This window comes from Centipeda felix (genome assembly GCF_900186465.1).
GTDB lineage: Bacteria > Bacillota > Negativicutes > Selenomonadales > Selenomonadaceae > Centipeda > Centipeda felix.
Map to the genome: position 1 here is coordinate 23,776 of NZ_LT891954.1, position 14,496 is coordinate 38,271.

The window sequence follows — 14,496 nt, forward strand, 5'->3', positions numbered from 1 at the left end:
TTCAAAGGGCAGGCAAAAAGGTTCCTTAAAAATCGCGCTGAATTTATCCGTGATTTCCACATCTTCGCTTGACTTCATCGCGCTTCTGCGCCATAATCAACGTATGAATAACTGTTCATACAAAAGCAGAAAGCGGTGAGCCATCATGGATTCAGCAGCACAATCTCATGAATGCGGGTGCGAATGCACGCATGCGCAGGCGGAACGGAGCGCGTACCTGTCCATGCGCACGCGCATCGCGGCGGCAGCGCTGCTCTTTCTCCTCGGCATGCTCTGCGGCGAGGGAACGGCGGGCACCGTTCTCTTTCTCGCGGCATATCTCCTCGTCGGCGCTGATGTTCTCTGCCGTGCCGCCGTGCATCTGCATCGGGGGCATCTCTTTGGCGAGCACTTTCTCATGAGCGCCGCCACGCTTGGTGCCCTCGCGCTCGGCGACTATGCCGAGGCCGCCGCCGTCATGCTGCTCTACCAGCTCGGTGAGTTCCTGCAGGATCGTGCCGTTCAGCGTGCACGCCGCTCCATCACAGCGCTCATGGACATCCGCCCCGACACGGCGCGCGTCCTCATGGACGGGCGCGAGGAGATCGTACATCCCGCGGCGGTTGCCCTTGGCAGCACGATCCGCATCTATCCGGGCGAGCGCGTGCCGCTCGACGGGACGGTGACCGCAGGCGAGAGCACGCTTGACACTGCCGCACTCACGGGCGAGTCCCTGCCGCGCACCGTGCGTATGGGAGATACGCTTCTCAGCGGCTGCGTCAACATCACGGGTGCGCTCACCGTACGCGTCACAGCCGCCTATGCGCAGTCCGCTGCGGCGCGCATTCTGGAGCTCGTGGAGGAGGCGTCGGATAAGAAGTCGCGCACGGAGGCGTTCATCACACGCTTTGCGCGCATCTATACGCCCGTCGTCGTATGCGCCGCTCTCGGCATCGCCGTCCTGCCGCCGCTCGTCATGGGAGAGCCCTTCGCGCCGTGGGTCTATCGTGCACTGACCTTCCTCGTCATCTCCTGCCCCTGCGCCCTCGTCATCTCTGTCCCGCTCACCTTCTTTGCAGGACTCGGGGCAGCATCCCGTGCGGGTCTCCTCGTCAAGGGCAGTTCCTATCTCGACGCGCTCGCCCGTACGGACACCATCGTCTTTGACAAGACGGGCACACTCACCGAGGGCAGCCTCCGTGTGACGCGCATTCTCCCCGCCGCAGGCACTACGGAACAGGAGGTGCTCGCCCGCGCCGCCGCCGCAGAGCAGCACTCATCCCATCCGATGGCGCGGGCCGTCATGCGTGCCTTCGCGGAATGCGGCGGCACCCCTGCGGCTGTCCATGACATCGAGGAGCGGGCGGGACGCGGCATCACCGCGCGCAGCGAAAAGCGCGTCATCTGCATCGGCACTCACGCATACCTCAGCGAGAGAGGTGTCGCCGATCTCCCGCCTGCCGCACCTGCGGGTGCGATCTGGCTCGCCGTGGATGGAGCGTATGCGGGCATGATCTGCGTCGCCGACACGGTCAAGGAGGATGCAGCAGACACCGTCCGCGATCTAAAGACATGCGGCATCCGCAAGACCGTCATGCTCACGGGCGATGCCCGCCCCGCCGCACAGAGCGTCGCTGCGGCGGTCGGCATCGACACGGTATACGCCGAACTCCTGCCGCAGGACAAGGCGGCGCATCTTGAGCGTCTGCTCGCCGCCGAGCGCGCGGGCAGGACACTCGCCTACATCGGCGACGGCATCAACGACGCGCCCGTCCTTGCACGTGCCGACATCGGCATCGCCATGGGCGGCATCGGTGCGGACGCCGCCATCGAGGCGGCAGATGTCGTACTCATGACCGACGAACCGCGCAGGCTCGTCTCCCTCCTCGCCCTCGCACGCCGCACCGTCCGCATCGCACGGGAGAACATCGCCCTCGCCGTCGGCATCAAGGCGGCCGTCCTCCTCCTCGGTGCACTCGGCTGGGCAAGCCTCTGGGCGGCGATCTTCGCCGACGTGGGCGTCACCCTCCTCGCCGTCCTCAATGCCATGCGTGCCATGCGGGCGCAGAAGGACTTCATCCATATTTAAGCAATCTCCCCTCCATACGATATGATAGATAAAGAGATCGTTCTCTGCGGAGGTGCTGATCATGCAAACACAGCGTATCGATGAAAAACTTTCCTTTCTGCACACGGACAATCATCCCGCACGTCAGGCCACGGGACAGGCAGCAGGGCAAAACACAAAAGCTGCACCGACCATCCTCTCCCGTGCCGCCGAGGTCTATATCAGCGCGAAAGGCCGCGAACTGAGCGCAATGGATGCCCCCGACGACCGCCTGACCCCCGCCGAGACGGCACTCGCCGCCGAACAGAACGAGGCGAACGAGAAACGCGCGAAAAAGGACGAAGCCGCCGCCATCGAGCAGCGCATCGCGACCGACGAAAAGCTCACAGACGACGATAAGGCGCTCCTGCAAAAGGAAGCGGACAAGCTGAAGCGGGCGGGAATGACCGACGAGGATTGGCTCAGCGCATTCTACAAGAAGGGGCGCGAATTAGAACGGCAATACAATGCCGAAGGGCTCACAGGAGAGGATAAGCGACTCATCGGCACACAGATAAGTGAGAACGCAAAAAACATCGGTGAGTTCCAAAATATCATCAAGGAAAAAGCAGAGCATACCGACGCCCTGCGGCGTCAGTCCGTGCAGGAGCGCGCCGACCTCGAAGCCGCTGCGGCAAAGGAAAAGGAAAATGCCGCCCCCAAGGAGGACAATGCGGCGGCGAATGCCGTCACCTCCCTCACTGCCGCACTGACGAAGAAGGCACTCGATGATGCGGAGAGCAAAGACAAGGACGATGCAGGGCACAAGGATGCAGCCCGCAGCGAATAAATCTTGCACGTTACGTGGCTCTCTGATATAGTAGAGACATAAAAGGGGCTGTTACATATCCCCCATCGGCTCGCTGCGCTCGCCACTTTCCCCGTTAGCGGGGGAAGCTAATATGCCGTTATCCTAAGCCTTCCCCGTTATCACGGGGAAGGGGGACCGCGCAAGCGGTGGAAGGGGCACAAAACGGATATGGATTTAGCCGCACCGTTTCTCAGGCAGGGCGGTTATTTCTTTTTTACAGCGAGGATGTAACCCGCAGCGAATAAATCTTGCACGTTACGTGGCTCTCTGATATAATAGAGACATAGAGAAGAGACCCTGACAAGGCGTCTACTTCTTCACGCAGAGGATATAACCGCCACGCTAGGGCTAGTAGGGGCGGTTATTTCTTTTTTATCGCAACAATGTAGCCAGTGACGAGAATCAACGCAAAGATGAACTCGTAGTAACCCATGTGCACCACCTCCTTTCCCGTAGGATAATGGAAGTGGAGAAATAGACGCCCTGCCTGTTAAGGTCTCTATTCTTATTATACAAACATCTGTTCAAATCCGCAACTAAAATCTCACACAAAAGCCCCCGACCATCGTCGGGGGCTTTTCACATCTCTTTATGCCTCACCGCGGCGTCCGTGGTAGAGACACCACGGCTCCTCCGCCATGAAGTCACCGCCGTGGTAGTACGCGGCACGCGCACGGCAGCCGCCGCACGCCTTCTTATAGCTGCATGAGCCGCAGCCGCCGCCGTAGTCGAGCGTGCGCAGCTCCTTGAACACCTCGTTCTTCGCCCAGATCTCATCGAACGGCGTCTCGCGCACATCGCCGAGCTCACGGTTGAGATAGGCACACGGCTGCACCTTGCCGCGCGGACTGATGATGCAGTACGTCAGCCCCGCGAGACACCCGCGCGAAAAGCGCGTATCCACTCCGAGCTGGTCGGCAATGCGCAGGAACTGCGGCGCACAGGTCGGCTTCAGCTCGATGTCCACCGTCTCCTGCTTCTTCATGATGCGCGTGAGCACATCCTCATACGCCTCTGCGCGCAGCGACTCCTCCTCGATCGTCTCCGCGCGCCCCGTCGGCACGAGGAAGAAGAAGTGATGCGCCTTTGCTCCGATCTCCACGGCGAAATCCGTCATTGCCTCAAGCTCGTGCGCATTCCAGTCCATCACCGTCGTGTGGATCTGAAACGGCAGACCGACGGCACGGCAGTTCTCCATCCCGCGCACCGCGCCGTCCCAGCCGCCCGGGAACGAGCGGAATGTATCGTGCTTCTTTTTGTCGAGCGAGTCGAGCGAGATGCCCATCCCGCATGCGCCCGCCTCCTTCAGCGCCTTTGCCGTCGGCAGGTCGATCAGCGTGCCGTTCGTGCCAAACACGGGGATCAGACCCAGCCCGCGCGCATAGGCGACTAGCTCAAGAATATCGGGGCGCGACAGCGGCTCACCGCCCGAAAAGATCATGATACGGAACCCCGCCTTTGCGATCTCGCGCAGGAGCTTCTTGCCCTCCTCGGTCGAGAGTTCCTCGTCCGCGCGGCAGCCCGCGTCACGATAGCAGTGTGCACAGTACATATTGCAGGCGTTCGTCACGTTCCACGAGATGATCTTCACCCCGCCGCCAGCGACGCCCTTCGGGTGCCCGCCGGGGTGACCGCCCTGTCCCATGCCATGCGGATGTCCACCGGGATGCCCCATGCCATGCGGATGTCCTGCCGGGGCACTCTGTGCGGCGTGCGCCGCTTCCATCGGCGCGCTCACAGTGCCGCCCCCGTGACGCCGATCTCCTCATCCGTCAGATAGCAAGACGGATCGGACGCCCAGAAATCCCCCGTCCGTGCCTCGGCACGCGTGCGGAAATTTCCGTTGCACCAGTCGAGATACTGACAGCGCGCACAGCGTCCCTTCAGGAGCGGCTTACGATCCTTCAGCCCCGCCATGATCGGATTCGTCACATCCTGCCAGATATCGCCGAACTTGCGCTCGCGCACATTGCCGAACGTATGATGCTGCGTAAACTGATCGGGGTGCACATAGCCCATCGGATCCACCTCACCGAACGCGATCCCGGAGCGGTTGCCGCCGTTCGCGCCGATCAGCTTCTTGATCTGCTCCGCGCCCGCGTCGTTGCCCTCGGCGAGTGCCTTCAGATACATATAGACCCCGTCGCAATGATTGTCCACCGTCAGGATTTCCTTCTTGAGACCGCGCGCCTCAAAGTCCTTCGTCCGCGCGATAATCGTATCCATCGCCCGCCGCGACTCCTCTGGCGTCACATCCTCATCCATCATCTGCCCGCCGCGCCCCGAGTAGACGAGGTGATAGAAGCAGACGCGGTTGATCCCCTTTTCCTCAATGAAATCGAAGATCTTATCGAGCTCCATGATGTTGTGGTGATTGATCGTAAAGCGCAGCCCCACGCGCTGACCGACGGCGACGCAGTTCTCGATGCCCTCCATCGCCCGCTGGTACGCGCCGTCCACCCCACGGAACATATCGTTCACATCCGCCAGACCGTCGAGCGAGATGCCGACATAGCCCACGCCGAGATCCTTGATGCGCTGTGCCACATCGCGCGTGATGAGCGTCCCGTTCGTCGAGAGCGTCGGACGCACGCCGCGCTCTGCCGCGTGCTCCGCGAGCTCGAAAAAGTCAGGACGGATCAGCGGCTCGCCGCCCGAGAAGAGCAGCACGGGTACGCGGAACTCCGCGAGATCGTCGATGAAGCGCTTTGCCTCCTCCGTCGTCAGCTCCCCGTCGTACTTCTGCCCGTCCGACTCCATATAGCAGTGGCGGCAGCGCAGATTGCACGTACGCGTCGAGTTCCAGACCACCACGGGGCCTATGCCCTCTGCTGCACCGCTCTTCATCCGATGCGCATTGTGCGAGTAGCGCAGCGCATCACCATAGTACTCATCCATAAAAAGTAGTTTCGTTACACTGATCATTGGTACTCCTAAATACACAGATTGGAACACGGCTCGCGCCGTCACTCCGTAGGGAAAACAACACTCAGCCCTCTGACTGCCCGTCCCGCCTGCGGATGCCGTCGAGGAGGAGGCGTGTCTTGAGCGCGATATTCTCCTGAAAACTCAGCTCCAGCTGGCTGAACGCCGCCGCCTGATACAGCGAGTGGAACATCTCCGCGATCAGATCGACAGGAACGTCGCTGCGGATCTCGCCCGCCTCCTGTCCCTCGCGGATAATCTCGGTAAAGACCCGCTTTACCTGCGGCGCCATGCGGCTCGGATGCGGCTTATCCTCCGCCCCCTCCTGCGGAGGGGCCCCCTGCGGCTTATGATGTGACACCGAGAGAAAGAGCGGCATCACAAAGCGGTTCTCATCGAGGAACTTTGCCGTCACGCGCGCACCGACCTCAAGCAGCTCCAGCGAACTGCGCTCCGCCGACCGCGCTTCGGCAAGCGCCATGCGTATCGTCTCCCCCAGCCGTCCAAGCAGGGAGAACAGCAGCTCCTCCTTCGAGGCGAAATAGTTGTAGAACGTGCCGATGCCGAGATCCGCCGCCGTCATGATGTCCGCAACCGACGTCTCCTTGTAGCCCTTCTTCGAGAACTCGCTGATCGCGGCTTCGAGAATCATCTTGCGCGACTGCAGCTTCTTTCGTTCACGGCGTCCCATCTTCTCTTCCAAACGAATCGCACCCTCTCTCGTTAGTAATACTATTATAACGAAAAAAAAGCCATTTGAAAAGCAAAATATGAACCTCGTTCATATTTTCATTCTCAATGACAAAAATATCATCCATGTACAAAAAAACGCCGATCTTCATCGGCGTCTGCGTTCAAAATGGTGACCCAGGAGGGATTCGAACCCCCGACCCTTTGATTCGTAGTCAAATACTCTAATCCAGCTGAGCTACTGAGTCACGTGTCTTGCGACGGTGATTATAATAACATCTTTGAGGCAGACTGTCAAGGGGGATTTTCCGGAAGCTGCAGGATTGCCATAGATATGCTGCACAAGCAAATAAAAGGGAGCGCCGCATTGGGCTCTGTGCAGCCTCCTAGACGCGCTCGCCCCACACGCCGTCGCGGCAGAGACGCACGAGACGCATGGGGACGAGCTCGCCGCGCGGGACGGCAGCATCTGTATAGACGCGGATGTACGTCCCTGTCAGCCCGTCCGCCACGCCGTCCTGCTCCGTCTCAAAGAGGACCTCATCCACCGTGCCGAGCGCCGCACGATGATACGTCTCCGCCATCTCCTCGGCGAGTGCCTGCATCCGCGCTGCACGCTCCCTGCGCACCGGCGGGGCGATCTGATCCGTGCGCCGTGCCGCCGGCGTACCGCGCCGCGCCGAGTACGGGAAGACGTGCATCCGCGCAAATCCCATCGCGCGCACAAAGTCAAGGCCTGCCGTGAAGTCCTCCTCCGTCTCCCCCGGAAATCCGACAATGATGTCCGTCGAGATCGCCGCGCCCGGCACGGCGCGGCGCACATCGGCGAGGAGCTGCGCAAACGCCGCCGTATCGTAGCGGCGGTTCATCGCACGCAGAACGTTGTCGCTCCCCGCCTGCAGCGGCAGGTGCAGATGCGGCGCAAAGCGCGGCTCTGTCCGTACGAGCGAGAGGAGATCCTCCGACAGCTCCACCGATTCCAGTGAGCCCAGCCGCAGCCGCCGCACCTCCTTCGTGCGCAGCGCTGTGCGGCACGCATCGGCGAGCGTTGGGCGCTGCGGGAGGTCGATGCCGTACGCGCCGAGATGGATCCCCGTCAGCACCACCTCGCGAAAGCCCGCCGCCGCGAGTTTCTCCATCTCGCGCGCCACCGCCGCGAGCGGACGCGACTTCACCGGACCGCGCGCATAGGGGATGATGCAGAACGAGCAGAAATTCTGACAGCCATCCTCGATCTTGAGAAAGGCACGTGTGCGGTGCGGTACGCCGTGCAGGGGGATATCCTCAAAGGCACGTGCCTGCATCACATCCGTGATCTCCTCCACCACACCGTCCGCGCGCAGTGCCTCCTCCACATAGTCCACAATGCGCGCGCGCTCCTCCGTCCCGATCACGACACGCACCCCTTCGAGGCCGCGCACCTCCTCGGGCGATACCTGTGCGTAGCAGCCCGCCACAGCGATGCACGCCGTCGGATTCATGCGCGCGGCACGGCGGATAATCTGGCGGGACTTGCGGTCACTCAGATGCGTCACTGAGCACGTATTGATGACGTAGACATCCGCCCGCTCCTCGAACGGCACGATCTCATAGCCGCGCGCACGGAACAGTCCCTCCATCGTCTCCGTCTCGAACTGATTCACCTTGCAGCCGAGCGTCATAAATGCTGCGCGCACCGCACACCTCCTGTTTTCATGGGGCCGTTGCACGAAGTCGCAAACTTCGTGCAGCAGCCCCTTCTTTGTGCCCCTTCCACCGCTTACGCGGTCCCCCTTCCCCGTGATAACGGGGAAGGCTTAGGATACCTGTATATTAGCTTCCCCGTTTGCGGGGGAGGCTTGGAGGCGCGGCAGCTCAGCCTCCTCCGCCGAAGCGGGGGAGGTGGCACACGCAGTGTGCCGGAGGGGGCGCCTCTGTCTCGTGTGACGTTTCAACAATAAAAAAGAAATAACCGCCCTGCTTTTGGCACGGGAGCGGTTTATTTCCGTCTGCTGGTGAAGGAGAGCATCCCCCATGAGAGGTTCTCCTTCTCTATACTTTTATCTTAACAGATTTCGCCCGCCTTTGCAAGGCACACGCGCAGCACGCCCGCCGTGATAAATTTTTGCCCTCACCTAATGACATTTACGAAAAAAACGATATAATAGGTGTAGAAAAAAATCCCTACCATACACACCACGGAAGGAGGAAATTCATGGCAACGATTACACAGATGACCAGCGCGGCGAGCAGCATCTACCGCTCGCTCTACGCCGGCAACTCTCGCACGGATGCGACGCGTGCCATCTTCGGCGGCCCCATGCAGCGGCAGGGCAACAGCAGTCTCTACTCCGCACAGTACCGCGGGCAGGACTCGAGCGCAGAGGAGCTCAGCTCCATCCTCGCCATTGCGAATCAGGCGGCAAAGCTGCGCAAGACCTATGCGGAGACCAGCTCCAAGTTCTATGCTGAGTACGACGGCAACATGAAGGATCTGCGCAAGGCGGCACGTGCCGTCGAGAACACGGACTTCAAGTTCAGCCGCAGCGACATCACGACGAATGCCGACGGCTCACGCTCCTACAGCGACCGTCTGAAGAGCGCGATCTCGGACGTGAAGGACCTCGTCAGCAAGTACAACGAGACGAGTGACTTCCTGCGCGAGAACAAGGAACTCGGCAAGGGCGTGCAGGCACTCTCAAGCGAGTTCTCCGACACCACCTATATGGCGGGTTCGTATGCGAAGATGGGCATCTCCGTCGACGGCGCAACAGGCAAGCTGCGCGTCAACGAGAACCTGCTCGCCGACGCACTCATCGACTCCCCCGCACGCTCCGAGGCGATTCTCGGCCGAGGCGGACTCGCGGGACGCGCCGACCGTCACGCAGAGGCGGCACAGTTCTCGCGCCGCAGCGTCATCCCGACCATGGAGCAGGCGATCGGCGGGCAGCTCAGCTACGCGTCAAACATCCTGAATGGACGCTCCCTGCCCACCATGTCGCGTTACTCGAACATGCTGAATCTCTTCAGCATCTATGTCTAAACAGAAGGGAATGTAGTATGGATATTGCACAGCTTTCCGTCAGCATGGCGGCACAGCAGACTGCACAGAGCGTCGGCATCGCCGCCGCAAAGATGGCGATGGACTCGAGCAGTGAGGCACTCGACCTGATCGAGCAGAGCACCGCGAGCCTCGACCCGAGCCTCGGCGGCAGCATCGACGTATCCGTGTAACAGAGTAGGGGCTGTGCAGTAGCACAGCCCCTTTTTTTAAGGAAGGAGTGTCACTATGTTTGTCACCACCGTTGACTTTCACGCCAATATGGATAAATACTTGGCTCTCATTCCACATGAGGATATTTTCCTCACCGTCGAGGGAAAACCCGTCGCGCACATGGTCGCCCCAAAAATGAGTGCAGTGGACCATCTATATGGCCTGCTAAAAAACGCTCCTGCGGAAACAATGGCAACGGACATCCGCGAAGAAAGGCTGCAACGTCATGAACATCCTATGTGATACAAACATCATTCTCGACGTTCTGCTCGCCCGAGCACCATTCGCAGCATCATCCGCAGACGTTCTCCGTCTCTGCGAAAGCAGACAAATCAAGGGATATACGACAGCCTCGTGCATCACAGACATATTCTACTTTGTACGGAAGAACCTGCACGATACAGAGCTGGCCTATCAAGCGATAGAACACATTCTGGATATTCTTTCTGTCTGTGACGTTACGTATGCACACATCCAGAAGGCTCTGCACAATCGGACGCCTGATTTTGAGGACGGACTTGTCGCCGTTTGTGCGGAATCCCTCCACTGCAATTTTATCATCACACGAGATGCAAGTGGTTTTACTTCGTCACGTGTGCCAGCGCTCACGCCACAATCTTTTCTAAAAAAATTGCCTCAATAAAAAACACCCCTTTTTTGCGTTGATGCATCTTTTTTGTCCGCTTATCGTTAGTAAATCGGACAAAATCTACGTCAATCCGGCAGCTCCCATGTTTCACTGATTCCTCAAATATGCACACGTGAGGATGGATTCTCTCCTACGCCGAGATAGGATTTCAGTGCACGTTGGAGGAGCTGAGAGTAGTTCACCTTCTCTCGCCGCGCCAGTGTATCAAGCCAACGTGGAATGGTCACCGTCTTATTGGTCGCCCTGTTATCCATCCGCTCACGGAAGGGAGGCATCCACGCCTCAATCATAGCGATGGTTTCTCCTGCACGAAGCGGAATCTTCCCGACGGGCGATGAGGCAGGGATTGTCTCACCATCCTCCTCCATCCCGTAAAGATGTAGCTGCAGTGCCTCCTTCGCACGCGAAAATGCCTGTTCCATTGTATCTGCGCACGAAAAACAGCCCGGCAAATCAGGAAAAAATATCGAAATACCGTCCGCTTCTGTATGGAAAACGGAAGGGAACACATACGTATCATTCATGGGAATTCCCTCCTTAGAGTGCGAGCCCCGACTGTTCGGCAATCGACTTTACAAGATACTGGGGAAGATCCTTGACAGGGTGCGGCACGGTCACACGCCCCTTCTTCGTCAGATGTTTGAATTGGTGGTGATCCCCGACACAATGCACCTCATACCATCCATCAGATTTCAAAAATTTAATGATCTCTCGGGACGAATAACTGCGCATTGTCTCCCCCTCCTTTGGCGTATTATAACACGTGGAATCACCCATGGGCAAGAAAAACACAACACAAAAATCCCCCTCCCGCAGGAGGGGGATTTTATTAGGCGGTGTTCTGCCGCTGACCGAAGAATCGATCAGAAGAAGAACTCAACCGTGCCGTAGAGCTTCTGAACCTTGTCGTTGCTGCCGCTCTCGAGCTTCTTGCCGTTGAAGTACTTACCCGTCAGAACAACGTTCTTGAGCGGTGTGTAGTCCGCACCGACCTCAATGCCCTTCGTGCCGAACTGTGCACCATCCGTTGTTGCAGCAACCGATGCACCGCCGAGGTAACGATAGGAGAGGTATGCGCCCCACGAGCCCTTGTCGGCCTGATCTGCACCCTTGTAGGCGTAGGTCACCTGATAGGACTTCTTGTACTTATTGTCTACATCCAGCTTGTTCGCATGTGCATAGGCACCCGAGAGGAAGCTGTTCTTGTCGAAGTGATAGCCGAGGTCTACGCCCCAAACGTTAAGCGTATCCTTGCCGTTCGATGTGTAGGAACCGATATCCTTCGATTTGAAGTGGTAGTAGCCTGCACCTGCGACAAAGTTGTTCTTCTCATAGTTGAGCTTCGCACCATAGTAGTTCGCACGCTCGCTGAGGTTATCCTTATCAAGGAATGCCCCCTTGTAGCGGCCAGCCTCGAGCGTTGCCTTCAGATCACTGCCGAACATGACCTGTGCGCCAGAGAAGTTGTCATCGAGGACGATGGATCCCGGTCTCTGATAGCCCTCTGAGGAGAGGAGCGCCATCTTGCCGAGACGAACCTGGAAGTTCGTGTAGTCGCCCTGCACGTAGGCACGCTTCAGCGTAACCTTGCCATCCTTGCCCGTGTCATCTGCAACGTTGAGGTCGGCATCGAGACGTGCGATCGCATGCCAGTGATCGTTGATCTCAGCCTTCGGCTCGAGACGGAACTTCACCTCATTCGTGGTGTCCTTTGCCTGTCCCTCGGGACGGAGGCTCTCATACTTATACTGGAGCTTGCCGTTCCACTTTACCATGTCAGCGTTGCGCTCGAGGTTCGAGACGCGGACGCCGAGGTTGTTGAGCTCATCAGCGAACTCTGCGGCAAGACGGTCAACGAGCGCACGATCCGATGCGGACATATCGCCCTTTGCCATTGCCTTTGCCACCATCTGCGCCATCTCGTAACGCGTGATGTTGCGGTCGCCGCGGAACGTGCCGTCGCCGTAGCCCTCGACAACGCCGTCAGCAGCGAGCTGCGTCACAGCGTCGTATGCCCAGTGGTCACGGGGCACATCGGAGAACGGGTTCGCAGCTGCGAACGTGGTGGATGCTGCGCCGACAACGAGTGCCGTCGCGAGTGCGGATACGAGTGTCTTCTTCATGAGAAACTCCTCCTTCAATAAATGAGAAATACTCGATTTCCATTCGGAGGAATACGCGGGTGAAAGTATCCATGTTTCCTTTGCCCTCTGTATCCTCTCGTTTGGAACGTCTTTATATTACCATGCAGAAAAGCAAAATGCAAGTCCTATTGTGAATTAATTTTATACTAGGTGATGAAATTCAGATTAGTTTCAGATTCTGTGCGTGGCTGCTGACTTCCTATGGCAGAGACATCCCCGCGTGCGTGGCGCCCCCTCCGGCACACTGCGTGTGCCACCTCCCCCGCCTCGGCAGGGGAGGCTGGCGTTGGCGTTGCAGAATTCGTCGAATGCTCGCTTGAGGTCTGCATCCATGCGGATGCTCACGCTGGTCTGTGCCATGATTTTACCTCCTCTCATCAGGGTGAAGACAATTTCATTGTATGAATTTTATCGTGCATTGTCAATGATTTTTGATACAAAGAACGGATGCAGATTGCTCCGCATCCGTTCTTTCTCACAGCATTGCCTTATAGCGTGCCCACTCCGATTTTGGAATGGAGAGTGCCTCCATTGCCTTCTCTGCAGAGAATTTGAGGTTCTGCATAAGGTTTTTGATGGAGGAGAGCCGTTCCGTGTTCTTCCCCTCCATAAGAGCCTGCTCACAGCGCTCCGCGTTTCTTTGTTCAATTTTGGGCACAATATAGTCTTGGACATAAGCATCCCACAGTTGATTGCTCATCCTCTCATCTCCTCCCACGTTTCCTTTAAATTGCCCAACGCGCTCAGCAAGGACTTTGTAGTACATATCCTCAGCGCGCGTACAGCGAAAGTCATGCATCAGACGGCCGAGCGGTGTTGCCCCATCATGGATGGAACTATTGACATAGATGATATGGCTTCCGTCGTCAAATGGCTCGTTCGTTCCGTCAATTCTGCGCTGGATGTGGTAGATCGGCTGCCCGCCCTGCAGTACATCTGTCTCTGTAATAAAGATTACATAGGTCTCCGGCAGGCGATCGTAGTCCTCTCCTGTCTGCAACGCCGCCGCATCCATGATGCTCCCATTGTAACGAGCACGCCGCCGTGCCGCGCCGCCCGCCGCACGCTGGATCTCGATGTTGAATTCCTGTCCATCGGCAAGTGCATGAATGTCCAGACGAACGCTGTGTCCGTGGATGTTTTGAATGGTATCCTGCGTTATGACTCGCGTCGCATGGAGATTTGGATTGTTCAGGACAATCTGGATGACAAGGTCAACACATGCAAGATTGTCTTGAAAGACAACCGTCATAAACGGATCGTCGAGTAGACAAAGGCTTGCTACTGCCTGCTCGAACCGTTGTCGCTCCAGCGCATCGTGCATCATGGTATTCACATCCTCACCCATATTTTATCGTATGGAGGAAGACTGCGCAACTATATTTTCTCACTCCCCCACGAGGGCGAGGGGGACGGGGATGCGGGTGCCGCCCGACGCGCGCAGGAGCTCGACGCGGACGCCGAATACGTCGGCAATGCGTTTCTCGGTCAGCACCTCGGCAGGCGTGCCCGTGGCAGCGACAGCACCGTCACGCACGAGGATGATGTCGTCGGCGTACTGCATGGCGTGTGCCATGTCGTGCAGGACCATGAGGATGGTCATGCCGTGCTCCGTGCTGAGGCGGCGCGTGATCTCCATGACACGCAGCTGATGCGCGATGTCGAGGTAGGTGGTCGGCTCGTCGAGGAGGAGGAGGCGCGGCTTCTGACTGAGCGCCATCGCGAGGAAGACGCGCTGTCGCTCGCCGCCCGAGAGGGTGTGTACGTCGCGCGCGGCGAATGCGCCGACGTTCGCCATCTCCATCGCCCACGCGACCGCGTCACGGTCTGCCGCCCCCGTGCGCAGGGAGAACCGCCCCGCGTGGGCAAAGCGTCCATAGGCGACGAGCTCGCGCACGGTGAGCCCCGCGGCCGCCGTGCGCTCCTGCGGCAGGATGG

15 protein-coding genes and 1 tRNA gene are annotated in these 14,496 nt (G+C 58.7%); 6 read left to right on the forward strand and 10 right to left on the reverse strand.

What is annotated here, in order from left to right:
* Positions 1–223 precede the first annotated feature (223 nt).
* On the forward strand, positions 224–2,068 hold the full coding sequence (locus tag C1713_RS00980) for a heavy metal translocating P-type ATPase (protein WP_102492740.1): 1,845 nt from the start codon (positions 224–226) through the stop codon (positions 2,066–2,068).
* A gap of 61 nt (positions 2,069–2,129) precedes the next feature.
* Positions 2,130–2,876, forward strand: a complete 747-nt coding sequence (locus C1713_RS00985) for a hypothetical protein (protein WP_102492741.1) — start codon at positions 2,130–2,132, stop codon at positions 2,874–2,876.
* A 610-nt stretch (positions 2,877–3,486) separates the two neighbouring features.
* Here the strand turns inward: C1713_RS00985 and nirJ2 are convergent.
* The 5 genes from nirJ2 to mtaB all read right to left on the reverse strand — a co-directional run bounded on the left by nirJ2 (position 3,487) and on the right by mtaB (position 8,188).
* On the reverse strand, positions 3,487–4,623 hold the full coding sequence (nirJ2, locus tag C1713_RS00990) for a putative heme d1 biosynthesis radical SAM protein NirJ2 (RefSeq protein ID WP_009753225.1): 1,137 nt from the start codon (positions 4,621–4,623) through the stop codon (positions 3,487–3,489).
* A gap of 8 nt (positions 4,624–4,631) precedes the next feature.
* Positions 4,632–5,822, reverse strand: a complete 1,191-nt coding sequence (gene nirJ1 / locus C1713_RS00995; RefSeq protein WP_102492742.1) for a putative heme d1 biosynthesis radical SAM protein NirJ1 — start codon at positions 5,820–5,822, stop codon at positions 4,632–4,634.
* Positions 5,823–5,886: 64 nt separating this feature from the next.
* On the reverse strand, positions 5,887–6,513 hold the full coding sequence (locus C1713_RS01000) for a TetR/AcrR family transcriptional regulator (protein WP_102492743.1): 627 nt from the start codon (positions 6,511–6,513) through the stop codon (positions 5,887–5,889).
* 169 nt (positions 6,514–6,682) lie between these two features.
* Positions 6,683–6,760: transfer RNA gene (locus tag C1713_RS01005), tRNA-Arg, on the reverse strand.
* A gap of 138 nt (positions 6,761–6,898) precedes the next feature.
* Positions 6,899–8,188, reverse strand: a complete 1,290-nt coding sequence (mtaB, locus tag C1713_RS01010) for a tRNA (N(6)-L-threonylcarbamoyladenosine(37)-C(2))-methylthiotransferase MtaB (RefSeq protein ID WP_102492744.1) — start codon at positions 8,186–8,188, stop codon at positions 6,899–6,901.
* Between the two features lie 518 nt (positions 8,189–8,706).
* Here mtaB and C1713_RS01020 point away from each other — a divergent pair.
* Genes C1713_RS01020 through C1713_RS01035 form a run of 4 tightly spaced genes read left to right on the forward strand, consistent with a single transcriptional unit; the run spans position 8,707 to position 10,408 of the window.
* Positions 8,707–9,534 (forward strand): hypothetical protein, encoded by an 828-nt coding sequence (locus tag C1713_RS01020; protein WP_009753231.1) that lies wholly within the window; start codon positions 8,707–8,709, stop codon positions 9,532–9,534.
* A gap of 17 nt (positions 9,535–9,551) precedes the next feature.
* A complete protein-coding gene (locus C1713_RS01025) occupies positions 9,552–9,725 on the forward strand; it encodes a YjfB family protein (protein WP_102492746.1) in 174 nt (57 codons plus the stop codon).
* A 55-nt stretch (positions 9,726–9,780) separates the two neighbouring features.
* Positions 9,781–10,008 (forward strand): hypothetical protein, encoded by a 228-nt coding sequence (locus C1713_RS01030; RefSeq protein WP_009753233.1) that lies wholly within the window; start codon positions 9,781–9,783, stop codon positions 10,006–10,008.
* Positions 9,992–10,408, forward strand: a complete 417-nt coding sequence (locus C1713_RS01035; protein ID WP_102492747.1) for a PIN domain-containing protein — start codon at positions 9,992–9,994, stop codon at positions 10,406–10,408. Before C1713_RS01030 ends, C1713_RS01035 begins: the two co-directional genes overlap by 17 nt.
* Before the next feature lie 104 nt (positions 10,409–10,512).
* Here the strand turns inward: C1713_RS01035 and C1713_RS01040 are convergent, their stop codons facing one another.
* From C1713_RS01040 to C1713_RS01065, 5 genes are all read right to left on the reverse strand, one after another.
* Positions 10,513–10,938, reverse strand: a complete 426-nt coding sequence (locus tag C1713_RS01040; RefSeq protein ID WP_009753235.1) for a type II toxin-antitoxin system HicB family antitoxin — start codon at positions 10,936–10,938, stop codon at positions 10,513–10,515.
* Between the two features lie 13 nt (positions 10,939–10,951).
* Positions 10,952–11,146, reverse strand: coding sequence for a type II toxin-antitoxin system HicA family toxin (locus C1713_RS01045; RefSeq protein WP_102492748.1), 195 nt, complete (start codon positions 11,144–11,146; stop codon positions 10,952–10,954).
* Between the two features lie 131 nt (positions 11,147–11,277).
* Positions 11,278–12,537, reverse strand: a complete 1,260-nt coding sequence (locus tag C1713_RS01050; RefSeq protein ID WP_102492749.1) for an S-layer homology domain-containing protein — start codon at positions 12,535–12,537, stop codon at positions 11,278–11,280.
* Between the two features lie 496 nt (positions 12,538–13,033).
* Positions 13,034–13,885 (reverse strand): PD-(D/E)XK nuclease family transposase, encoded by an 852-nt coding sequence (locus tag C1713_RS01060; RefSeq protein ID WP_102492750.1) that lies wholly within the window; start codon positions 13,883–13,885, stop codon positions 13,034–13,036.
* A 60-nt stretch (positions 13,886–13,945) separates the two neighbouring features.
* The coding region (locus C1713_RS01065; protein ID WP_102492751.1) for an ABC transporter ATP-binding protein at positions 13,946–14,496 on the reverse strand (551 nt) is incomplete at its 5' end.